A 16305-nucleotide genomic window follows, 5' to 3' on the forward strand; every position below is an offset into this window, starting at 1 on the left:
CCGTGGGTAAATGGGTAATGCGTGATAGGTAGTATGCAGCCCTCTGGGCTGATGCTGAGGCGCTGCAAATTTTCAACGGTGGGTGGCGGTCCAGGTGCCAGAAATGTTGTTGTATGTTGTGCTGAACCAGGTGCCGCTAGATTCAACGGGGCTATTTAAAGTGCCTTGAATTTTGATGCCATTTGTGCCGTTGGCTTCGAATGCACCCTCTTGGTTGATCTTGCCTGAAACCGAGAATGATTCTGTTTTGGTGGTGCATTGCCCACTCAAGGTGCCTTCGGGGATGATCGCAATCGAGCATTGGCCAGGATCTTCGCCGGTGAATTTGAATTGCCAATTTCCATAGTAGGTGGCTGCACTTAGTTTTTTAATAGGATGGTTTTTGGCGTTAATGCCAATGAGGGTTATTTTTGACCTGATTTCGGTGGTGATTGTTGTGCCTGTTGTGCCTGTGCTGCTGTAAAAGCTGGACTGATCACATAGAGTAATGATTGATGTTTTTTCGTCGTACCAGCAACTACCTTTTAATGTGGATGTTCCAATGTGCTCTTTTACTCTGTCTGCTCTGTATGAGATGAAGTCTCCGGCTTCTGTTTTGATGGAGTCCTTGGATGTGATGGTGCCTGTTGAGTGAAAATTAGCTGGGAGAGTATTGCTCTCTACTGAGCATTTTCTGCTGTAATTTGAATCCCATTTTTGTCCAATCTTCATTTGGAATGTAGGATTGTCTAGGCCGTCTGTGAATGTACAGCTAAAATTTTTATAAATTTCTGATATTCTAAAATTATTTTGGTTGTAGGAGTCTAAAATCATTTCACCTGATGATGACGTTTCATATCGTTGGTGTGATCCATCAGGTAGAGGATCTTTGATTGTGTAGGTGTAATAAGATATTGATTTTCCGGTCTCTACGCCATTCCTTACGGTAGTGCCTTCACTTTTAAAGGTGTAGTAATCCCCATTGGTGAATGCAATGATTTCACTGGAGGCACTTCCATCTCCGCCTCCGCCAACGGGCGATGTGGGTACTCCGCCCGTATCCCCCGTGCCCCCACCCCCTCCGCATGCAGTCAGAATTGCGGATGCCAATGCTGCATAAATGAGCTTCATGTTTCTGCTTGTAAATTAAAGTAAAGCGCTGGATTCTAAGGGGCTCAAAGCGATGAATCGCCTTGGTTTGGCATGTGTGGGACTCCGCCGCTTATCTCATTGATGTTGCGCAGGCATCTCCCTTGCTATCAACCGCCTTTTGGCAGAGGTCTTCAGGCTGTGCAGGCCTTTCATTCCGGCTTGGCATGCTGCCGCTAGTGTTTGGATGCGCTGACTTTTCGCTCTCTTGGAGCTGGAAGGAAAGGGCGTTTGCTCATGCCGAGTGCCCGGTGCCTTGGCGACTCGGCGGGCGAAAGTTCTTGAGGCTGTACCGCCTAGCGCATGGCGGTACAGCTGGGGGGCTCAGGGCCGGCCACCACGGCCCTCATTCCTGGGCGTGAGCGGTGTGCTGCGCCCTAAAGGTAAGCCCTCAAAACGCCGCGCGCAGCGTCACGCTCACGTTGCGTGGGTCGCCGTAGTTGGGGTAGTCCAGGTTGGCCCAGTATTTCTTGCTCGTCAGGTTGTTGATGGCGAGCGTGGCACTGAGCTTGGGGTTGAACTTCCAGGTGGCGCGCAGGTTGACCAGGGCCATGGGCGACTCGGTGACGGTGACCGTGCCCAGCGTGGGGTGGGGGATGTTGTAGCCCACGATCTTGCTTTGCCATTGCACGTCGCCGCCGACCGAGAGGGGCGCAAGGGCGCCGCTCAGTTGGTAGTCAGTGCCCAGTTGCAACTGGTACTCGGGCAGGTTGGCCCAGATCAGGTCGGTGGCTGCGCGGGTGACCATGGTGCGGGTAAAGCCTGCATTCACACGCCACTGGCGGTTGATGTGGCCCGACACATCGATCTCAAAGCCATGCGAGCGGGTGCCGTTGACGGTTTTGTAGGCGCTGCTGCCGTCGGGCAGGCTGGCCTCGGGCACGCTGCTGTCGCGCACACCATAGTCGTTTTGCTTGGTCTGGAACAGGGCCAGCGAGGCCTGCACGCGGCGGTCCAGCAGCTCGGCCTTCAGGCCCGCTTCGGTGTTGGAGCCCACCACCGCGCTCAGCGGCTGGTTGTTCACGTCCTTGTAGTTTTGCGGGTTGAAGATGCGGCTGTGGCTGGCGTAGGCCGACAGGTTGGGCGTCAGCTCGTACACCACACCCAGGAAGGGCGTGATCTTGCGATTGACGTCCTGGATGGCCGAGGTGCCGGTGTAGGCGCCGCTGGTGTTGTAAGCGTCGGTCTGTCGGTGCCAGTCGGTGATGCGCGCCCCGGTCAGCAGCGAGAGCGGGTCGCTCAGGCGCCAGCGGGCCGATGCGTACAAGCCAGTCTGGCGTGTGATCTGTTCAGAGAATGCCCCGGTCGCACGGTAAGTGGGCGTGGGCGCGCTGCCGTCCCAGGTGTAGATGTTGGGGATGTTGTAAGTCCAGCCGTTCACGCTGCTGTAGCTGTCGGTGTGGGTTTCCACGCGCGATGCGCTGACGCCCACCACCAGGTCGTGCTTGTGCCCGCCCAGCTGCACTTTGCCCGACAGGTAGGCGTCGAGGGTGTCCTGTGTCTCTGTGCCGCCGCTGACGGCGGCGCGCAGTGTCAGGCCTGCGCCTGTGCTGCGGTCGACGTAGCCCGATCCATACGTGGCCAGCCGAAACGAATCGCCCTCGGTGTGGTTCAGGCTGACTTTGGCGCTCCAGTCTTCGTTGATCTGGTGGTCCACGTTGGCGTAGAGCGTGGACGATGAGCGCTCCCAGCGCGTCCACGATGGGGAGAAGCTGGTGGACACCGGCAGGTTGGCCAAGCCGCCATCGGCCGCAAAGCGTGGGATGGTGCCCCAGATGGGCGCCTCGGGCACGTTGCGCTGGCGCTGAAAGCCCACGGTGGCTACGGTGGCGTTGCCCAGGTCGGCCTCGATGGCCGCCAGCAGGGCGGTTTTGTCTTCTTGGTAGCGGTCGCGAAAGCTCTCCTTGGTTTGCGGCGCTACCACCAGGCGGCTGCGCACGCTGCCGTCGCTGGTCAGTGGGGTGTTCAGGTCCAGCTCGCCGCGCCACAGGTTCCATGATCCGGCCGTGAGCGCGACGGACGCAGCAAACTCCCGCTGCGGGCGTTTGCGGATCATGTCCACCGTGGCCGAGGGCACGCCAATGGCTGTGAGGATGCCGTTGGCACCGCGCACCACGTCGATGCGCTCGTACAGCGCTGTGTCGTATTCCTGGTTGGTACCGCCGCTGTAGGTGGGCAGGCCATCGACCTTGAAGTCGGTGATCTGAAAGCCCCGGGCGTAGTACAGCGGGCGCTGGGTGTCGTAAAAGCTCACGGCAATGCCGGTCACATTGCGCAGCACCGCATCGATGCTGGTGAGCGATTGGCGCTCCATCTGCGCACGGTCCACCGTGTTGGTGGATTGCGGGTTCTCGCGCGGTGTCAGCGGCAGGCGGGTGGAGGCACTTTCGCGTGCGCCAGAGATGGTGATGTGATCCAGCGACTTGGGCTCTACCACGGCGTCGGCGGTGGAGGCCGCCTCGGTTTGCGTGGTGGCTTGCTCTGCGGGCTGGCCTTGTGCCCACGCTGGGCCCAGGGTGAGCAGCGCCGCGGCCAGCGCAATGGGGTGAAGGCGAGAGAGGGCGGCACGGTGGCTGCCAGCAAGGCACAAAGAGCGCATGCGGGATCCTGAAGAAGGTCAGACAACTGGCTGGCTGCGCTGCTCCTTCAGGGGGCACGGCTTGCTAACGAAGGCGTGTATTGTAAATTTATTGAGAATTGTTCGCGTTTGATTGTTTCAAAGCGTTGTGGTTTGGCGACGTACCAACCCAAGCCCAGGCCTCACCCCTTCCAGGTAAACGGAAACTTCAACTGCTTGAAGAACCCGTTGGGCACGTAGTCGCCCAGCACGCCGTAGTGCTCGGGCCAGGGCTTGGTGCTTTGGACGGCGGTGCCAAACAGGTAGTCCAGAAACGCGAAGTGCGCGGCGTAGTTCTTGTCGAGCGCCTCCTGGTCCTGGCTGTGGTGCCAGTGGTGGAAGTTGGGCGTGACCAGCACGTAGCGCAGTGGGCCCAGGCGCACGCTCACGTTGGCGTGGTTGAACACGGCCTGAAAGCCCACGATCACGATGTACGCATCAATCACTTCCTTGCTGAAGCCCAGCACGTAGATGGGCGCCAGCACCATCGAGCGGGTGATGATCAGCTCCAGGATGTGTTGGCGCGAGCCGGCCATCCAGTCCATGCTTTTGACGCTGTGGTGCACGGCATGCAGGCGCCACAGCAGCGGCACCTCGTGGTAGGCGCGGTGCGTCCAGTACTGCACCAGGTCGGCCACCAGCACGATGAGGAACAGGGCCACCCAGAAGTTCAGGCCTTGCACCCAGCCGCGAATGCCGTCGCTGGCGGCCCAGCCGAAGAACTTGTGCACGATGAGGTTGGTGGCCAGCAGCACAAAGCCCACCACCATGTGGTTCACGATGAAATGGTGGAAGTCGGTCTGCCACTCTGCGCGGAACACGGGCTGGTCCTTGCGGTGGGCAAACAGCTTTTCGATGAAGATGAAGATGAGCGAGCTGCCCAGCAGGTCCAGGATGAACCAGTCCAGCCCGATGTAGGGCGTGTGGTCAGGGAAGTTCGGGTTGACCTCCACCTTGTGGCCGCCCAGCAAGGCGGCCAGGGCCACCATGGCGAAAGAGAACGTGGCGAGCCAACGTGCGCGATTGAACAAGATGTTGACCAGCGAGATGCCCCCGGCGATGGCCATGGCGGCCAGCATGATGGTGCGGATCACGTTCACGTCGTAGCTCTTGCGCAGCTCGGGTGTGGTGAGGTACTGCGGAAAGTGAAACGCCAGCACACCCAGCAGGCAAAGGATGGCGAGCGTGAGCGCGATAACGCCCGACACCAAGCCCTTGCCCGTGCGCAGGGCGCCGTGGCTTTCGGTGAATTCGTTGAGTTTTTCTAGTTGAATCATGGGTTTTCCTCCGTGCGCCGGTGGGACCGCGCTGCGCGAGTGTAGCGAAGCTGCCACGGCGGCGGCTGGTTGTGTGATGTAGCGCAAAGCAAGGCCCTCAGACGCCTGCGCGGTTTCTAAAATCGCAGCATGAACATCCCTTCACACCAACTCAGCATGACCGTGCTCATGTCGCCCGACATGGCCAATTTTTCAGGCAACGTGCACGGCGGCGCCATTCTCAAGTTGCTTGACCAGGTGGCCTACTCTTGCGCCAGCCGCTATTCGGGCTGCTACACCGTCACGCTGAGCGTGGACCAGGTGATGTTCTTGCAGCCCATCCATGTGGGCGAGTTGGTGACTTTTCTGGCCAGCGTGAACTACACCGGCAGCTCTTCGATGGAAGTGGGCGTGAAGGTGGTGGCGGAAGAAATTCGCTCGCAGGTGGTGCGGCATGTGAACAGCTGCTTTTTCACCATGGTGGCCGTGGATGAACACCGCAAGCCTGTGGCCGTGCCGCCGCTGTCTCCCTCCACCCCCGACGAGCGCCGCCGTTGGGACGCCGCCGTGATGCGCAAGACCCTGCGCAAGGAACTGGCCGAGCGTTTTGCCGAGGTGCGCCAGACAGCGGGGCAGTGAGGCGCACACTGCGCGCAGCCGGCCCCGCTGGTGCCCAGACTTCCAAGGCAAGGCCCGGACAATGTCCGGGCCTTTTTTATGGGGCTTGGGAGGGGGGCTCGGCGCAGGCCGCGATCAACGCGCCGCGCAGAAACCAAACTCTGCCGCCGCGCCTGGGGCCAGGGTTTTGTTCCAGTCCACTCCTGATGCATTCAGGTTGCTGCCAGACTGGGTCCACACCGCGTTCCAGAGGTTGTTGACCTTGCCGCTGATGGGTAGCGTGACTGCCCAGTTGCCGCTGGCGCTGCCCAGGTTGCTGACCGTGACGCGCTGGCAGTAGCCTGTGCCCCAGTCGCTGTCCACCGTCTGCAGCACGGCGAAGTTGGGGCTGGGTGTAGGCGTGGGGGTCGGGTCGGGTGTGGGGGTTGGCGTTGGGTCAGGTGTTGGATCGGGTGTCGGGTTAGGGTTTGGCGTAGGCGTTGTTCCATCACCCCACAGCTTTTGCAGCAGCTGCACTTTGTCGGTGCGCACTGTCGTCCAGTCGTCGTTCAAGATGCCACCGGTGTCACCGCTGTTGGGGTTCCACGACCAGTAAAAGCCGCTGCGAATGCCTTTGCCCACCAGGTAGTCCACCAGGGCGTTTTGCCACTGCACATCGCGGGCATCGCCTCGGCCGTATTTGCCGCCAAACTCACCCAGCATGACTGCGTAGCCCGATTGCACGAACCGGCCAAAGTGCTGGTCCCAGATGGCGGGCATGTTGGCTGGGAAGTTGGCGGCATTGAAGTACGACTGCACGTACACATCGGGTCCATAGACGTGCGGTGCCAGCAGCAGCCGGTTGGCTGGAATGTTCAGCGGTGTGCACTCCAGGGGCTCCAGGCTGCCGCCCCAGAAGTGACCGCCGCTGCTGGAGCAGCTGGGGTTCTCGCCAATGCCTTCCACCGCAATCAGCCACTTGGGGGCCACCTGCAGCACGGCGGCTGCGGCGCGCTCTGCAGCGCGGTTCCAGTCGGTGGCGGCATTGCCGGTGCCCCAGGTGGCGGAGCCGTGGGGCTCGTTCTTGATGTCCAGACCAATCACGCCGGGCACGTTCACATAGCGCTGGGCCACAAAGGTCAGGTCGGTGATCCACTGTTGTTCGCTGTAGCTGGGGGTGTACCAAAGCTCGCTGATGCTCTGGCAGTCGGGCGTGTGGTGGTCCAGCAGCACGTACATGCCGCGGTTGCTCAGTTCGTTGATGACCTTGTCCATCACCTGCAATGCGCTCAGGCCCTGCAGGTCTGCGTTGCGGCTGTAGTCGATGCTGTTGGGTGCGTTGCCGCGCAGGGTGGTGGGGCAAAACGGCAGGCGCACCGCGTTGAAGCCCTGGCTTTGCATCTGCGTGATCATGTCCTTCCAGTTGCGGGCCCACAGGCCGTGCACCACGTTGTTGTTGGTCTCAAAGCCAAACCAGTTCACACCGCGCAGTTGCACAGGCTGGCCCGCGTCATTGAGCACCTTGCCTGCGCTGATTTCGTAGCTCCAGGCCATGCTGCTGCTGGCCAGCAGGCACCCAGCCAGGGCGAGTTGTTTCCAAAGCGTGTGGGCTTTCATGCAGAGGGATCTTTCCAAAGGATGAGGGTAAGACATGCTTTGGGTGCCACGCGCAGGGCTGCTGCCAGCGGCTTGCAGGGGCTGTGGTGGGCGCGCCAAAGCAGGGAGTGCATTGCAAACCAATTGCAAACGCGTCTCAAATGCTATGCGCTGCCCAGCCGTCGCGCGCCGCAAGGCGCGTTGGGCTTGTAAGGCTCTGTTAAATGTGTGGTTTATGCCCCCACGTGGGCGATGTCATGGCGGCAGCCGTTGCGGCTGTCAGCCTGCGCTGCGGGCCAGGGGGGCTGCGTCGGCAGCCTCTTGCGCGGCCAAGGCTACGCCCCGCACCACATCGCCCACCACGATCACCGATGGGCTGCCCAGTTCCTCTTGGACGAGGGTGGCGTGCAGCGTGCCCAGCGTGGCCACTGCATGCCGCTGCTGGGGCAGGCTGGCGTGCTGGATGACGGCCACGGGGGTGTTGGCGGGCAGGCCGCCGCGGAGCAGCTCTTGCTCAATGGTGGCGGCGCCACTCACGCCCATGTAGATGACCAGGGTGAGCTTGGCGTCGCGGGCGGTGCGCGCCAGTGCGGCCCAGTCGGTGCCGCTGTCGCCCGGCTTGGCATGGCCGGTGACAAACACCACGCCGTGCGCATGCTCGCGGTGCGTGAGCGGGGCACCCAGTGAGGTGAGCCCGGCCAACCCAGCGGTAATGCCATTGACCACCGTGACTGGCACACCGGCTGCGCGCAGGTGCTCCACCTCTTCGCCGCCGCGCCCAAAGATGAACGGATCGCCCCCTTTGAGGCGCACCACGTTCTCGCCCTCGTTCACGGCCATCAGCATCAGCTTTTCGATGAACGCCTGGGGCGTGCTCTTGCAGCCGCCGCGCTTGCCCACGTACACGATGCGGGCGCTGGGCGAGGCGTGGGCCACGATGGCGTCGCTCACCAAGTCGTCCACCAGCAGCACGGTGGCGGCCTGGATGGCCTTGAGGGCTTTGATCGTCAGCAGCTCAGGGTCGCCGGGCCCTGCGCCCACCAGGGTGCATTGCCCACCGGTGCCCAGATGGGGGCGTGCCGTGCCTGAAGGATGGGTATGTGTGGGGCGGCTCATGGCAGTGTCTCTTTCGTGGTTTGCTCAGCCAGACGCAAGATGTGTTCCACCTGCCGCGCCAGCGCAGGCGGCACAGGCAGGGCGCCCGCGAGCACCTGGCGGGTGTATTCGGCAGTGGTGGCCACGTCGATTTCGGTGGGCAGGCCGGGCACCTCGCTGGCGGTGCCGGGTTGCTGCTCTTCCAGCAACTGGTGCTTGCCCGCGACAAAGGCGTCATAACGGGGCGTGCGGCGCGGATCGGTGGCCACTTCGCCCTCCAGCCCGCGCGAGAGCAGTGCGCTCATCCCCATGCCTGTGAATGTAGCGTGCAGCATGTCCAGGTACTCGGGGTGGGTGTAGGCCGTGACCACCACCGCAGGGCCCGCGCAGGGGTTCATCAGCTTGACGGCGCTGTGCCCGGGGTTGCGCAGGCCCACCACCTGGCGCACTGCCAGCAGGCGTGCCAGGCCGGGGTGCAGCAGCTGGGTGTGGATGTGTGTCACTTCTCCGTTCGCTATTGTTTTAGGAGCTTCTAGCGCTTTGATATCCAGCGCTTCAAGCACATCGGATGCCAAAATGCGGCGTGCCTCGGTGCGCATGCCGTGCAGCAGCACGGGCAGCCCCTCGCGCGCCAGCAGCAGGGCCAGCAGTGGGGTCAGCACCGGCAGCTTGCGGGCGCCGTTGTAGCTGGGCAGCACGATGGTGGGGCGGCTGGTGGTGGGCAACTTGGCCAGCCGCTGGTGCGTGGCATCCAGAAAGCCGCACATCTCCTCGGGCGTTTCGCCCTTGATGCGCATGGCCAGGCAGAAGGCGCCAATCTCCAGGTCGGTCACGCTGCCGTCCAGCACTTGGCCAAACAGGTCGGCCGCTTGCTCACGCGTGAGCGGCTTGGAGCCGCGTGGGCCGCGACCGATTTCCTTGATGTACTGACTGATGCCCATGGTTTTGTGTGGCGGGACTTGTGAAATAGGGCTCCAGCGTCGTTATTTCGGCTTGCCGTACAGGCGTACTGTCTGCGCCGAAAATGCCTAGCTGGAGCCCTATTGCACAAGTCCTGGTGCGGTGGTTGTGGCAGTGAGGTGGGTGGGGCGCTATTTTGGCGCAACCCAGACAACTTTTGGTTATATGACGGCCTGCGCAGCGGGCTTGGGCGCCTGCGGCCCGGTGGTGCGCACCATGCGCTTGAGTTCGGGCAGGCACGAGCCGCAATTGGTGCCGCAGCGCAGTTGACCTTGCAGCTGGGCCAGGCGGTCATCGTCGGTGCCGTGGCAGTGCGCCAGCTCGGCGGTGATCGCTGCGTCCGTCACGTTAAAGCAGGTGCACACCGATTTGCCGCGCGACTGCACCGCCACGGGTGCCTTGGCACCGGGCACCAGCAGCAGGCGGCCGTAGGTTTGCGCGGGCAATTCGTCTTGCAGCAGGGTCTTGAGCCAGCCTTCGGCGCTGGTGTCGCCCGCCAGCACGATGCCTTCGAGCGTGGTGGCGTCACCGTGGCGTGCCAGTCGCGCTGCGCGGCGCTGGCCGCGTTTCTTGTCGGCGTAGCGCAGCGTGTCGGCCGTGGCCAGGCCCATCAGGGCTTCGATGCGTTCCACCGTGGTGTCCGGCGGGGCTTCGTGCGCGGCGGTGCGCAGCAGCACGCCCACGCGCTCGCGCCCGGGTTCGCCCAGCGGCGTGTTGTTGCTGAAGGGGACGCAACTCGTGAACTTAAAAAGAGGAAGCTGCGCCATCAGCGCAGACAGCGCCTCGCGCGTGGCCTGGGCCGATTCGGCGGGCAGCCAGGCCATGGCCAGCAGCGTCCAGGGCAGCTCGGCCTTGAGCACCTTCACCGCCGCGTGCTTGAGTTCGGGCTGCTTGGACGTGGGGCAGTAGGCCGAGGTGGTGAGCGCGTTCACGCCTGCCAAGCGCTCGCCGGTGGACGAGCAGCCGCTCAAAAATTCGCTGCCCCAGTGCATGGCCATGAAGGCCTGCGACAGGCCCACGGTGGTGTCGGCCTGCGCGGGCACCACGATGGTGCCGCGCTTGCTCGTCACATAGACCAGGTCGCCGTTTTTAAGGCCACGCCGCTCCATGTCCTGCGGGTGCAGCTGCACGCTGGGCTCGGCCACATGGCCAAACAGGCGGCCCAGGGTGCCGGTGCGCGTCATGCCGTGCCACTGGTCGCGCAGGCGGCCTGTGGTCAGGCTGAAGGGGTAGCGCGATTCGCGTTGTTCGGCCGTAGGTTGCCATGCATGCGCGGCAAAACGGGCGCGGCCGTCGGTGGTGGGGAACACGCCGTCTTCGTACAGACGGGCCTTGCCGTAGTCGCTGCTGCGGGCCGGCAACGCGGTCGCGTTGCCGTCTACATTGCCGCCGCAGGCCTGGTCTGAAGGACACGGCCACTGTTGGGGGCCTGCAGATTCGAGCATCTCCCACGACAGGCCGGTGATGTCTAGATCGCGCCCGCGCGTGCTCTCGCGGTGCTCGTTCCACACGGTTTCAGAGCCTTGGTCAGCATGCTCGGTGGTGTAGGGGAACAGTGTGGGCTGGCCCGGCCGCAGGCGCGCCTCCAGCTGGTGCGCAAACTGCACCGCAATGGCCCAGTCGTGGCGCGCCGCGCCGGGTGCGGGCACGGCAGAGCGCACGCGCGAGATGCGGCGCTCGCTGTTGGTCACGGTGCCGGTTTTTTCGCCCCAGGTGGTGGCAGGCAGCAGCAGGTCGGCGTACCGCGCGGTCTCGGCCGTTGCGAAGGCCTCTTGCACCACCACAAATTCGGCGCGCTGCAGTGCGCGGCGCACGGTGGCCTGGTCGGGCATGCTTTGCGCGGGGTTGGTGCAGGCAATCCACAGTGCTTTGATCTCGCCGTCGGCGGCGGCCTGGAACATCTCCACCGCCGTCTTGCCCGGCTTGCTGGGCACATCGGCCACGCCCCACAGCGCGGCCACCTCGGCACGGTGCTGGGGGTTGGCCAGGTCGCGGTGGGCGCTGAGCAGATTGGCCAAGCCGCCCACTTCGCGCCCGCCCATGGCGTTGGGCTGGCCGGTCAGGCTGAACGGGCCTGCGCCGGGTTTGCCGATCTGGCCGGTGGCCAGGTGCAGGTTGATGAGCGTGGCGTTCTTGGCGGTGCCGCTGCTGCTCTGGTTCAGGCCCTGGCAGTAGAGGCTGAGCGTGGCTTTGGAGGCTGCAAACCACTTCGCAGCCGTGGTCAGGTCGGCTACCGAGATGCCACACACCTGGGCCACGCGCTCGGGCGTTGCCTCGCGCACCAGGGCCTTGAGTTGTTCAAAGCCCGTGGTGTGCGCGCCGATGTAGTTGGCGTCGATCCAGCCCTCCCACAGCATGATGTGCAGCATGCCGTTGAACAGCATCACGTCGCTGCCCGGCTGGATGGGCAAAAACAGGTCGGCCATGCCGGCCGTGTCGGTGCGGCGCGGGTCGGCCACGATGACCTTCATGCCCGGGTTGGCGGCGCGTGCGTCTTCAATGCGGCGGAACAGGATGGGGTGCGCCCAGGCCGCATTGCTGCCCACGATGAACAGGCACTGCGCGTGGTTCACATCGTCGTAGCAGGCGGGCGGTGCATCGGCGCCCAGGGTCTGCTTGTAGCCCGCCACCGCGCTGCTCATGCACAGGCGCGAGTTGGTGTCGATGTTGTTGGTGCCGATCAGGCCCTTGGCCAGTTTGTTGAAGACGTAGTAGTCCTCGGTGAGCAACTGGCCGCTCACGTAAAAGCCCACGGCGTCAGGGCCGTGCTGCTGGATGGTGTTGGCAAATTTTTCGTTGGCCAGGCTCAGGGCCGCATCCCACGACAACGGCTGGGGGGCATCGCTGCGTTGCACGCGGTGCAAGGGCTGCAGCAGCCGGGTCTGCAGCGTGATGGGGCTGCTGGCCGTGAGGTGCAGCGTGGAGCCCTTGGTGCACAGGCGGCCGAAGTTGGCAGGGTGGTTCGGGTCGCCTCGCACGCCGGTGATTTGTGCACCTTCGGATTCGATGATCACGCCGCAGCCTACGCCGCAGTAAGGGCAGGTGGACAGGGTTTCTTGCATGGCGTGTGGTTTTAAGTGTTTTACGGCTCTAGCGCTTTATTTATAAGCGCTAGCAGCTATTGTTTTGATAGCTTTTGAACGCGTTGGGCTGGTGCAGAGGTCTGGGGCGGCTGGGCTTGTTGGCAAGGGGCGGGCGCGCTAGGCACCCTCAGCCACGGCCTACGCACCCACCGCGCGGCGTGCAGGCCCGGCGATGGGCCGCGTCAAATCCGTGGCCACGGTGGCCAGCTCGGCAGCGTCCAGGTACACGGCACCGTCCTCCACCTTCACGGTGAACTTGGGCGTGCAGCCCTCATCGGGGGCCGATGCCTGGCCGTCGCACAGGCCAATCGTCCAGTTGTGCATGGGGCAGGCCACATGGGTGCCAAACACAATGCCTTGCGACAAGGGGCCGCCCTTGTGCGGGCAGCGGTCGAGCAGTGCGAAGACGCCGCCCGCGTCGTTGCGGAACACCGCCACATCCAGGCCCTGGGGGCGGGCAACGCGGCGCGCGCCCAGCACGGGGATGTCTTCGATGCGGCAGATCAGTGTCCATTCAGTCATGGTGGCGATTCCTTGTGGTTGTTGGGGGGGCTCTGCGCTCTGCGTCAGGCGGCCAGGGCGGCATACATGCCGGTGATGCGGTCCATGCTGGCCAGCAGGTTTTCGCTGGTCACAAACACCTCGGACACCTGGCGAAACGTGTTGGCGCCCGTTTGCATGCGCTGCAGCGCGGCGTCAAAAAATACCCATTGCCCGTCGGCCAGTTGCAGTTCCTGGCGAATGCGGTCGGTGGCTTGCGGCGCCGTGCGCAGCAATTCGTTGGCGCTCAAAAACTCTTTGCGCGCCTTGTCGATTTCGGTGGTGCTGGTGGCAGCGTCCACCTGCAGCATGGCGGCCAGGCAGAACTTGGCCATGCGCTGGCTCAGCATGCGCTGGCGCCCGGCCACGTTGACCAGATGGCCCACGGGCTTGCCCGAGGCCGCTTCGTACTGCACGGTGCCCTGGTGGGCCAGGGCCAGCACCTTGGCATCGGCCTGCAGCAGGCTGCTGGCCGCGTCTTTGGATGGCTGGGTCGTGGTCAGCACGGTTTTGTAGGCGCTCCAGGCGGCTTCCAGCTCGGTGTAGGTTGTGCGAATGTCTGCTTGCGGGGCGTAGGCCTTGAGTTCGGCCAGCTGCCGCTCAAACAGTTTGATGGACTGGGCCAGCGCCTGGCGCGCAGGGTTGGCATCGGCCTGGTGCGCCAGCATGAGCCAGGCCTTGGCCATGCGCTGGCTCAGCATGCGTTGGCGACCCGCCTTGTTGATGGCGTCGTTCACATCCTGCACCTGGGCCCACGCCGCCACCGGGGCGCCCACAGCGCCTGCCAGCAGGGCGCCAGCGCTGGCGTTCAAAATCCATCGGCGTTGCAGCATGGGGGCTCCTTGGTGGTGAGATGACGGGCTGGGTCAGCAGGCGGTAGCGTCAGGCGCCCAGGGGCACAAACTGGCGCGTGTCCACGGCGGCTTTGTCAAACTCGAACCACGGGTCGGGCTCGCCGTCCAGCGCAAACTGCAGTTGCTCCCACAGCGCCTTGCGGCCTTCGTGGTCTTCGAGAATGCGCTTTTTCACATAGTCCAGGCCCACGCGGTTCACGTAGTGCACGGTGCGCTCCAGGTACCAGCCTTCCTGGCGGTACAGCTCGCAGAACGCGCCGGTGTACTCCAGCACTTCCTCGGCGGTTTTGAGCTTGGTGAAGAAGTGCGCCACCTCAGTCTTGATGCCGCCGTTGCCAGCGACGTACATCTCCCAGCCGCTGTCCACGCCGATGATGCCCACGTCCTTGATGCCTGCTTCGGCGCAATTGCGCGGGCAGCCGCTGACGGCAAACTTGACCTTGTGCGGGGCGTACATGCGCCACATGGCGCGCTCGAGGTCCTTGCCCATCTGCGTGCTGTCTTGGGTGCCCATGCGGCACCACTCGCTGCCCACGCAGGTCTTCACGGTGCGCAGCGCCTTGGCATAGGCGTGGCCGCTGGGCATGCCAATGTCCTTCCACACGTTGACCAGGTCTTCCTTCTTCACGCCCAGCAAATCGATGCGCTGGCCGCCCGTGACCTTGATGGTGGGGATGTTGTACTTGTCGGCGGCATCGGCAATGCGGCGCAGCTCGTCGGCCGTGGTCTCTCCCCCCCACATGCGGGGGATGACGCTGTAGGTGCCGTCCTTTTGGATGTTGGCGTGGCTGCGCTCGTTGATGGCGCGACTTTGCGGGTCGTCCTTGGCGTCCTTGGGCCAGGTGCTGATCAGGTAGTAGTTGACGGCGGGGCGGCAGGTGGCGCAGCCGTTGGGCGTCTTCCAGTCCAAAAACTTGAACACGTCGGCAATGGTCAGCAGCTTGTTGGTGCGAATGGCCTCGCGCACCGCCTGGTGGCCGTGGTCGGTACAGCCGCACATGGCCTTGGTCTTGGGGGTTGCGCTGTAGTCGCCGCCGGCCGTGAACATGATGATTTGCTCGACCAGCCCGGTGCACGAGCCGCACGATGCGCTGGCCTTGGTGTGCTTGCGCACTTCATCGAGCGTGAACAGGCCTTTGTCCTTGATCGCCTTGCAGATCGCGCCCTTGGTCACCCCGTTGCAGCCGCACACCTCGTCGCTGTCGGCCATGGCCGATGCCTTGCTCTGTCCCTGGTGGCCCACGTCGCCGATGTTGCTCTCGCCAAACATCAGCTTGTCGCGAATGTCGCTCACGCTGCGGCCGTCGCGCAGCAGCTTGAAGTACCAGCTCCCGTCCACCGTGTCGCCATACAGGCAGGCGCCCACCAGCTTGTCGTCCTTGATGACGAGCTTTTTGTAAACACCGCCAAAGGGGTCGCTCATCACGATCTCTTCGGTGTTCTCGCCGCCTTGGAAGTCGCCCGCGCTGAACAGATCGATGCCCGTGACTTTGAGCTTGGTGGACGTGAGCGAGCCCTGGTAGCGGCCTATGCCGAACTCGGCCAAATGGTTGGCCAGCACCTTGCCCTGCTCAAACAGCGGGGCCACCAGGCCATAGGCAATGCCCCGGTGTGCGGCGCACTCGCCCACGGCGTAGATGCGGGCGTCGGTGGTGGTCTGCAGCGTGTCGCTCACCACAATGCCGCGGTTCACGTACAGGCGCATTTTTTCGGCCAGCGCGGTGTTGGGGCGGATGCCCACGGCCATCACCACCAAGTCGGCGGGCACCTCGGTGCCGTCCTTGAACTTGACGGCGGCCACGCGGCCTTCGGCGTTGCCCACCAGTTCCTGGGTCTGCGCTTTCATCAGGAACTGCATGCCGCGCTCTTGCAGCGACTTTTGCAGCATCTTGCCGGCCACGTCGTCCAGTTGGCGCTCCATCAGCCAGTCGCCCACATGCACCACGCTCACTTGCATGCCGCGCTTCATCAGGCCGTTGGCGGCCTCCAGGCCCAGCAGGCCGCCGCCGATCACCACTGCGTGCTTGTAGGTGGCGGCAGCGTCAATCATGGCCTGGGTGTCGGCAATGTCGCGGTAGGCCAGCACGCCTTGCAGATCTTTGCCGGGGATGGGCAAGATAAAGGGGTTGGAGCCTGTGGCGATGATGAGGCGGTCGTACTCGGCGGTGATCACATCGCCGTCCTTGCTGGTGGCGCTCACCACGCGGCGCACGCGGTCCACATCATTGACCGTGAAGCCGGTGTGCAGCGTGATGCGGTTGTCGGCGTACCACTGCCAGTCGTTGAGGATGATCTCGTCGATGGTCTGCTCGCCAGCCAGCACCGGCGACAGCAGAATGCGGTTGTAGTTGGGGTGCGGCTCGGCCCCGAAGACCGTGATGTCATACATATCGGGGGCAATCTTGAGCAGCTCTTCCAGCGTGCGCACACCGGCCATGCCATTTCCCACCATCACCAGTTTGGGCTTTTTCATCGTGACTCCGTCGGTTCCATCGCCAGGGGCGAATCGAAAAGCAAAAAAGGCGTCCACACGATGCCGTCTCGAGTTCTCGAAACCGCATGTGGGGACGCCTTCGTCC

At 63.4% G+C, this 16305-nt stretch carries 11 protein-coding genes; 1 reads left to right on the forward strand and 10 read right to left on the reverse strand.

Annotated elements, in window-relative coordinates; genetic code table 11:
• Window positions 1-72: 72 nt before the first annotated feature.
• The 3 genes from C8C98_RS21605 to C8C98_RS16580 form a co-directional block, all read right to left on the reverse strand.
• Entirely contained in the window at window positions 73-1110 is a 1038-nt protein-coding gene (locus tag C8C98_RS21605; RefSeq protein WP_147436384.1) for a hypothetical protein, read from the reverse strand.
• A gap of 409 nt (window positions 1111-1519) precedes the next feature.
• A complete protein-coding gene (locus tag C8C98_RS16575; protein WP_121455183.1) occupies window positions 1520-3727 on the reverse strand; it encodes a TonB-dependent siderophore receptor in 2208 nt (735 codons plus the stop codon).
• 161 nt (window positions 3728-3888) lie between these two features.
• Complete coding sequence (locus tag C8C98_RS16580; RefSeq protein ID WP_121456329.1) at window positions 3889-5022, reverse strand: sterol desaturase family protein; 1134 nt, start codon at window positions 5020-5022, stop codon at window positions 3889-3891.
• 129 nt (window positions 5023-5151) lie between these two features.
• On the opposite strand from C8C98_RS16580, the gene C8C98_RS16585 reads away from it, so the two are divergent.
• On the forward strand, window positions 5152-5640 hold the full coding sequence (locus C8C98_RS16585) for an acyl-CoA thioesterase (RefSeq protein WP_121455184.1): 489 nt from the start codon (window positions 5152-5154) through the stop codon (window positions 5638-5640).
• Window positions 5641-5754: 114 nt separating this feature from the next.
• Here the strand turns inward: C8C98_RS16585 and C8C98_RS16590 are convergent, their stop codons facing one another.
• The 7 genes from C8C98_RS16590 to nirB form a co-directional block, all read right to left on the reverse strand.
• Entirely contained in the window at window positions 5755-7215 is a 1461-nt protein-coding gene (locus tag C8C98_RS16590; protein ID WP_121455185.1) for a cellulase family glycosylhydrolase, read from the reverse strand.
• Between the two features lie 258 nt (window positions 7216-7473).
• Complete coding sequence (cobA, locus tag C8C98_RS16595) at window positions 7474-8310, reverse strand: uroporphyrinogen-III C-methyltransferase (RefSeq protein WP_121455186.1); 837 nt, start codon at window positions 8308-8310, stop codon at window positions 7474-7476.
• Window positions 8307-9230: a DNA-binding protein YbiB gene (gene ybiB, locus C8C98_RS16600; RefSeq protein WP_121455187.1), complete on the reverse strand. Its 924-nt coding sequence runs from the start codon at window positions 9228-9230 to the stop codon at window positions 8307-8309. Before ybiB ends, cobA begins: the two co-directional genes overlap by 4 nt.
• 180 nt (window positions 9231-9410) lie before the next feature.
• Window positions 9411-12311 carry a nitrate reductase gene (locus C8C98_RS16605; protein ID WP_121455188.1) on the reverse strand — a complete coding sequence of 967 codons (2901 nt, stop codon included), beginning with the start codon at window positions 12309-12311 and terminating at the stop codon, window positions 9411-9413.
• Between the two features lie 159 nt (window positions 12312-12470).
• Window positions 12471-12854: a nitrite reductase small subunit NirD gene (nirD, locus tag C8C98_RS16610; protein ID WP_121455189.1), complete on the reverse strand. Its 384-nt coding sequence runs from the start codon at window positions 12852-12854 to the stop codon at window positions 12471-12473.
• Between the two features lie 44 nt (window positions 12855-12898).
• Entirely contained in the window at window positions 12899-13702 is an 804-nt protein-coding gene (locus tag C8C98_RS16615; RefSeq protein ID WP_370450447.1) for a type IV pili methyl-accepting chemotaxis transducer N-terminal domain-containing protein, read from the reverse strand.
• Between the two features lie 52 nt (window positions 13703-13754).
• Window positions 13755-16199 carry a nitrite reductase large subunit NirB gene (nirB, locus tag C8C98_RS16620; RefSeq protein WP_121455191.1) on the reverse strand — a complete coding sequence of 815 codons (2445 nt, stop codon included), beginning with the start codon at window positions 16197-16199 and terminating at the stop codon, window positions 13755-13757.
• Window positions 16200-16305: the final 106 nt, after the last annotated feature.

This window comes from Acidovorax sp. 106 (assembly GCF_003663825.1).
Lineage (GTDB): Bacteria > Pseudomonadota > Gammaproteobacteria > Burkholderiales > Burkholderiaceae_C > Acidovorax.

Bases quoted from the DNA above. Each gene is read 5' to 3' on its own strand.
- C8C98_RS21605 (WP_147436384.1), bottom strand. From the start codon at position 1,110: ATGAAGCTCATTTATGCAGCATTGGCATCCGCAATTCTGACTGCATGC.
- C8C98_RS16575 (WP_121455183.1), bottom strand. From the start codon at position 3,727: ATGCGCTCTTTGTGCCTTGCTGGCAGCCACCGTGCCGCCCTCTCTCGC.
- C8C98_RS16580 (WP_121456329.1), bottom strand. From the start codon at position 5,022: ATGATTCAACTAGAAAAACTCAACGAATTCACCGAAAGCCACGGCGCC.
- C8C98_RS16585 (WP_121455184.1), top strand. From the start codon at position 5,152: ATGAACATCCCTTCACACCAACTCAGCATGACCGTGCTCATGTCGCCC.
- C8C98_RS16590 (WP_121455185.1), bottom strand. From the start codon at position 7,215: ATGAAAGCCCACACGCTTTGGAAACAACTCGCCCTGGCTGGGTGCCTG.
- cobA (WP_121455186.1), bottom strand. From the start codon at position 8,310: ATGAGCCGCCCCACACATACCCATCCTTCAGGCACGGCACGCCCCCAT.
- ybiB (WP_121455187.1), bottom strand. From the start codon at position 9,230: ATGGGCATCAGTCAGTACATCAAGGAAATCGGTCGCGGCCCACGCGGC.
- C8C98_RS16605 (WP_121455188.1), bottom strand. From the start codon at position 12,311: ATGCAAGAAACCCTGTCCACCTGCCCTTACTGCGGCGTAGGCTGCGGC.
- nirD (WP_121455189.1), bottom strand. From the start codon at position 12,854: ATGACTGAATGGACACTGATCTGCCGCATCGAAGACATCCCCGTGCTG.
- nirB (WP_121455191.1), bottom strand. From the start codon at position 16,199: ATGAAAAAGCCCAAACTGGTGATGGTGGGAAATGGCATGGCCGGTGTG.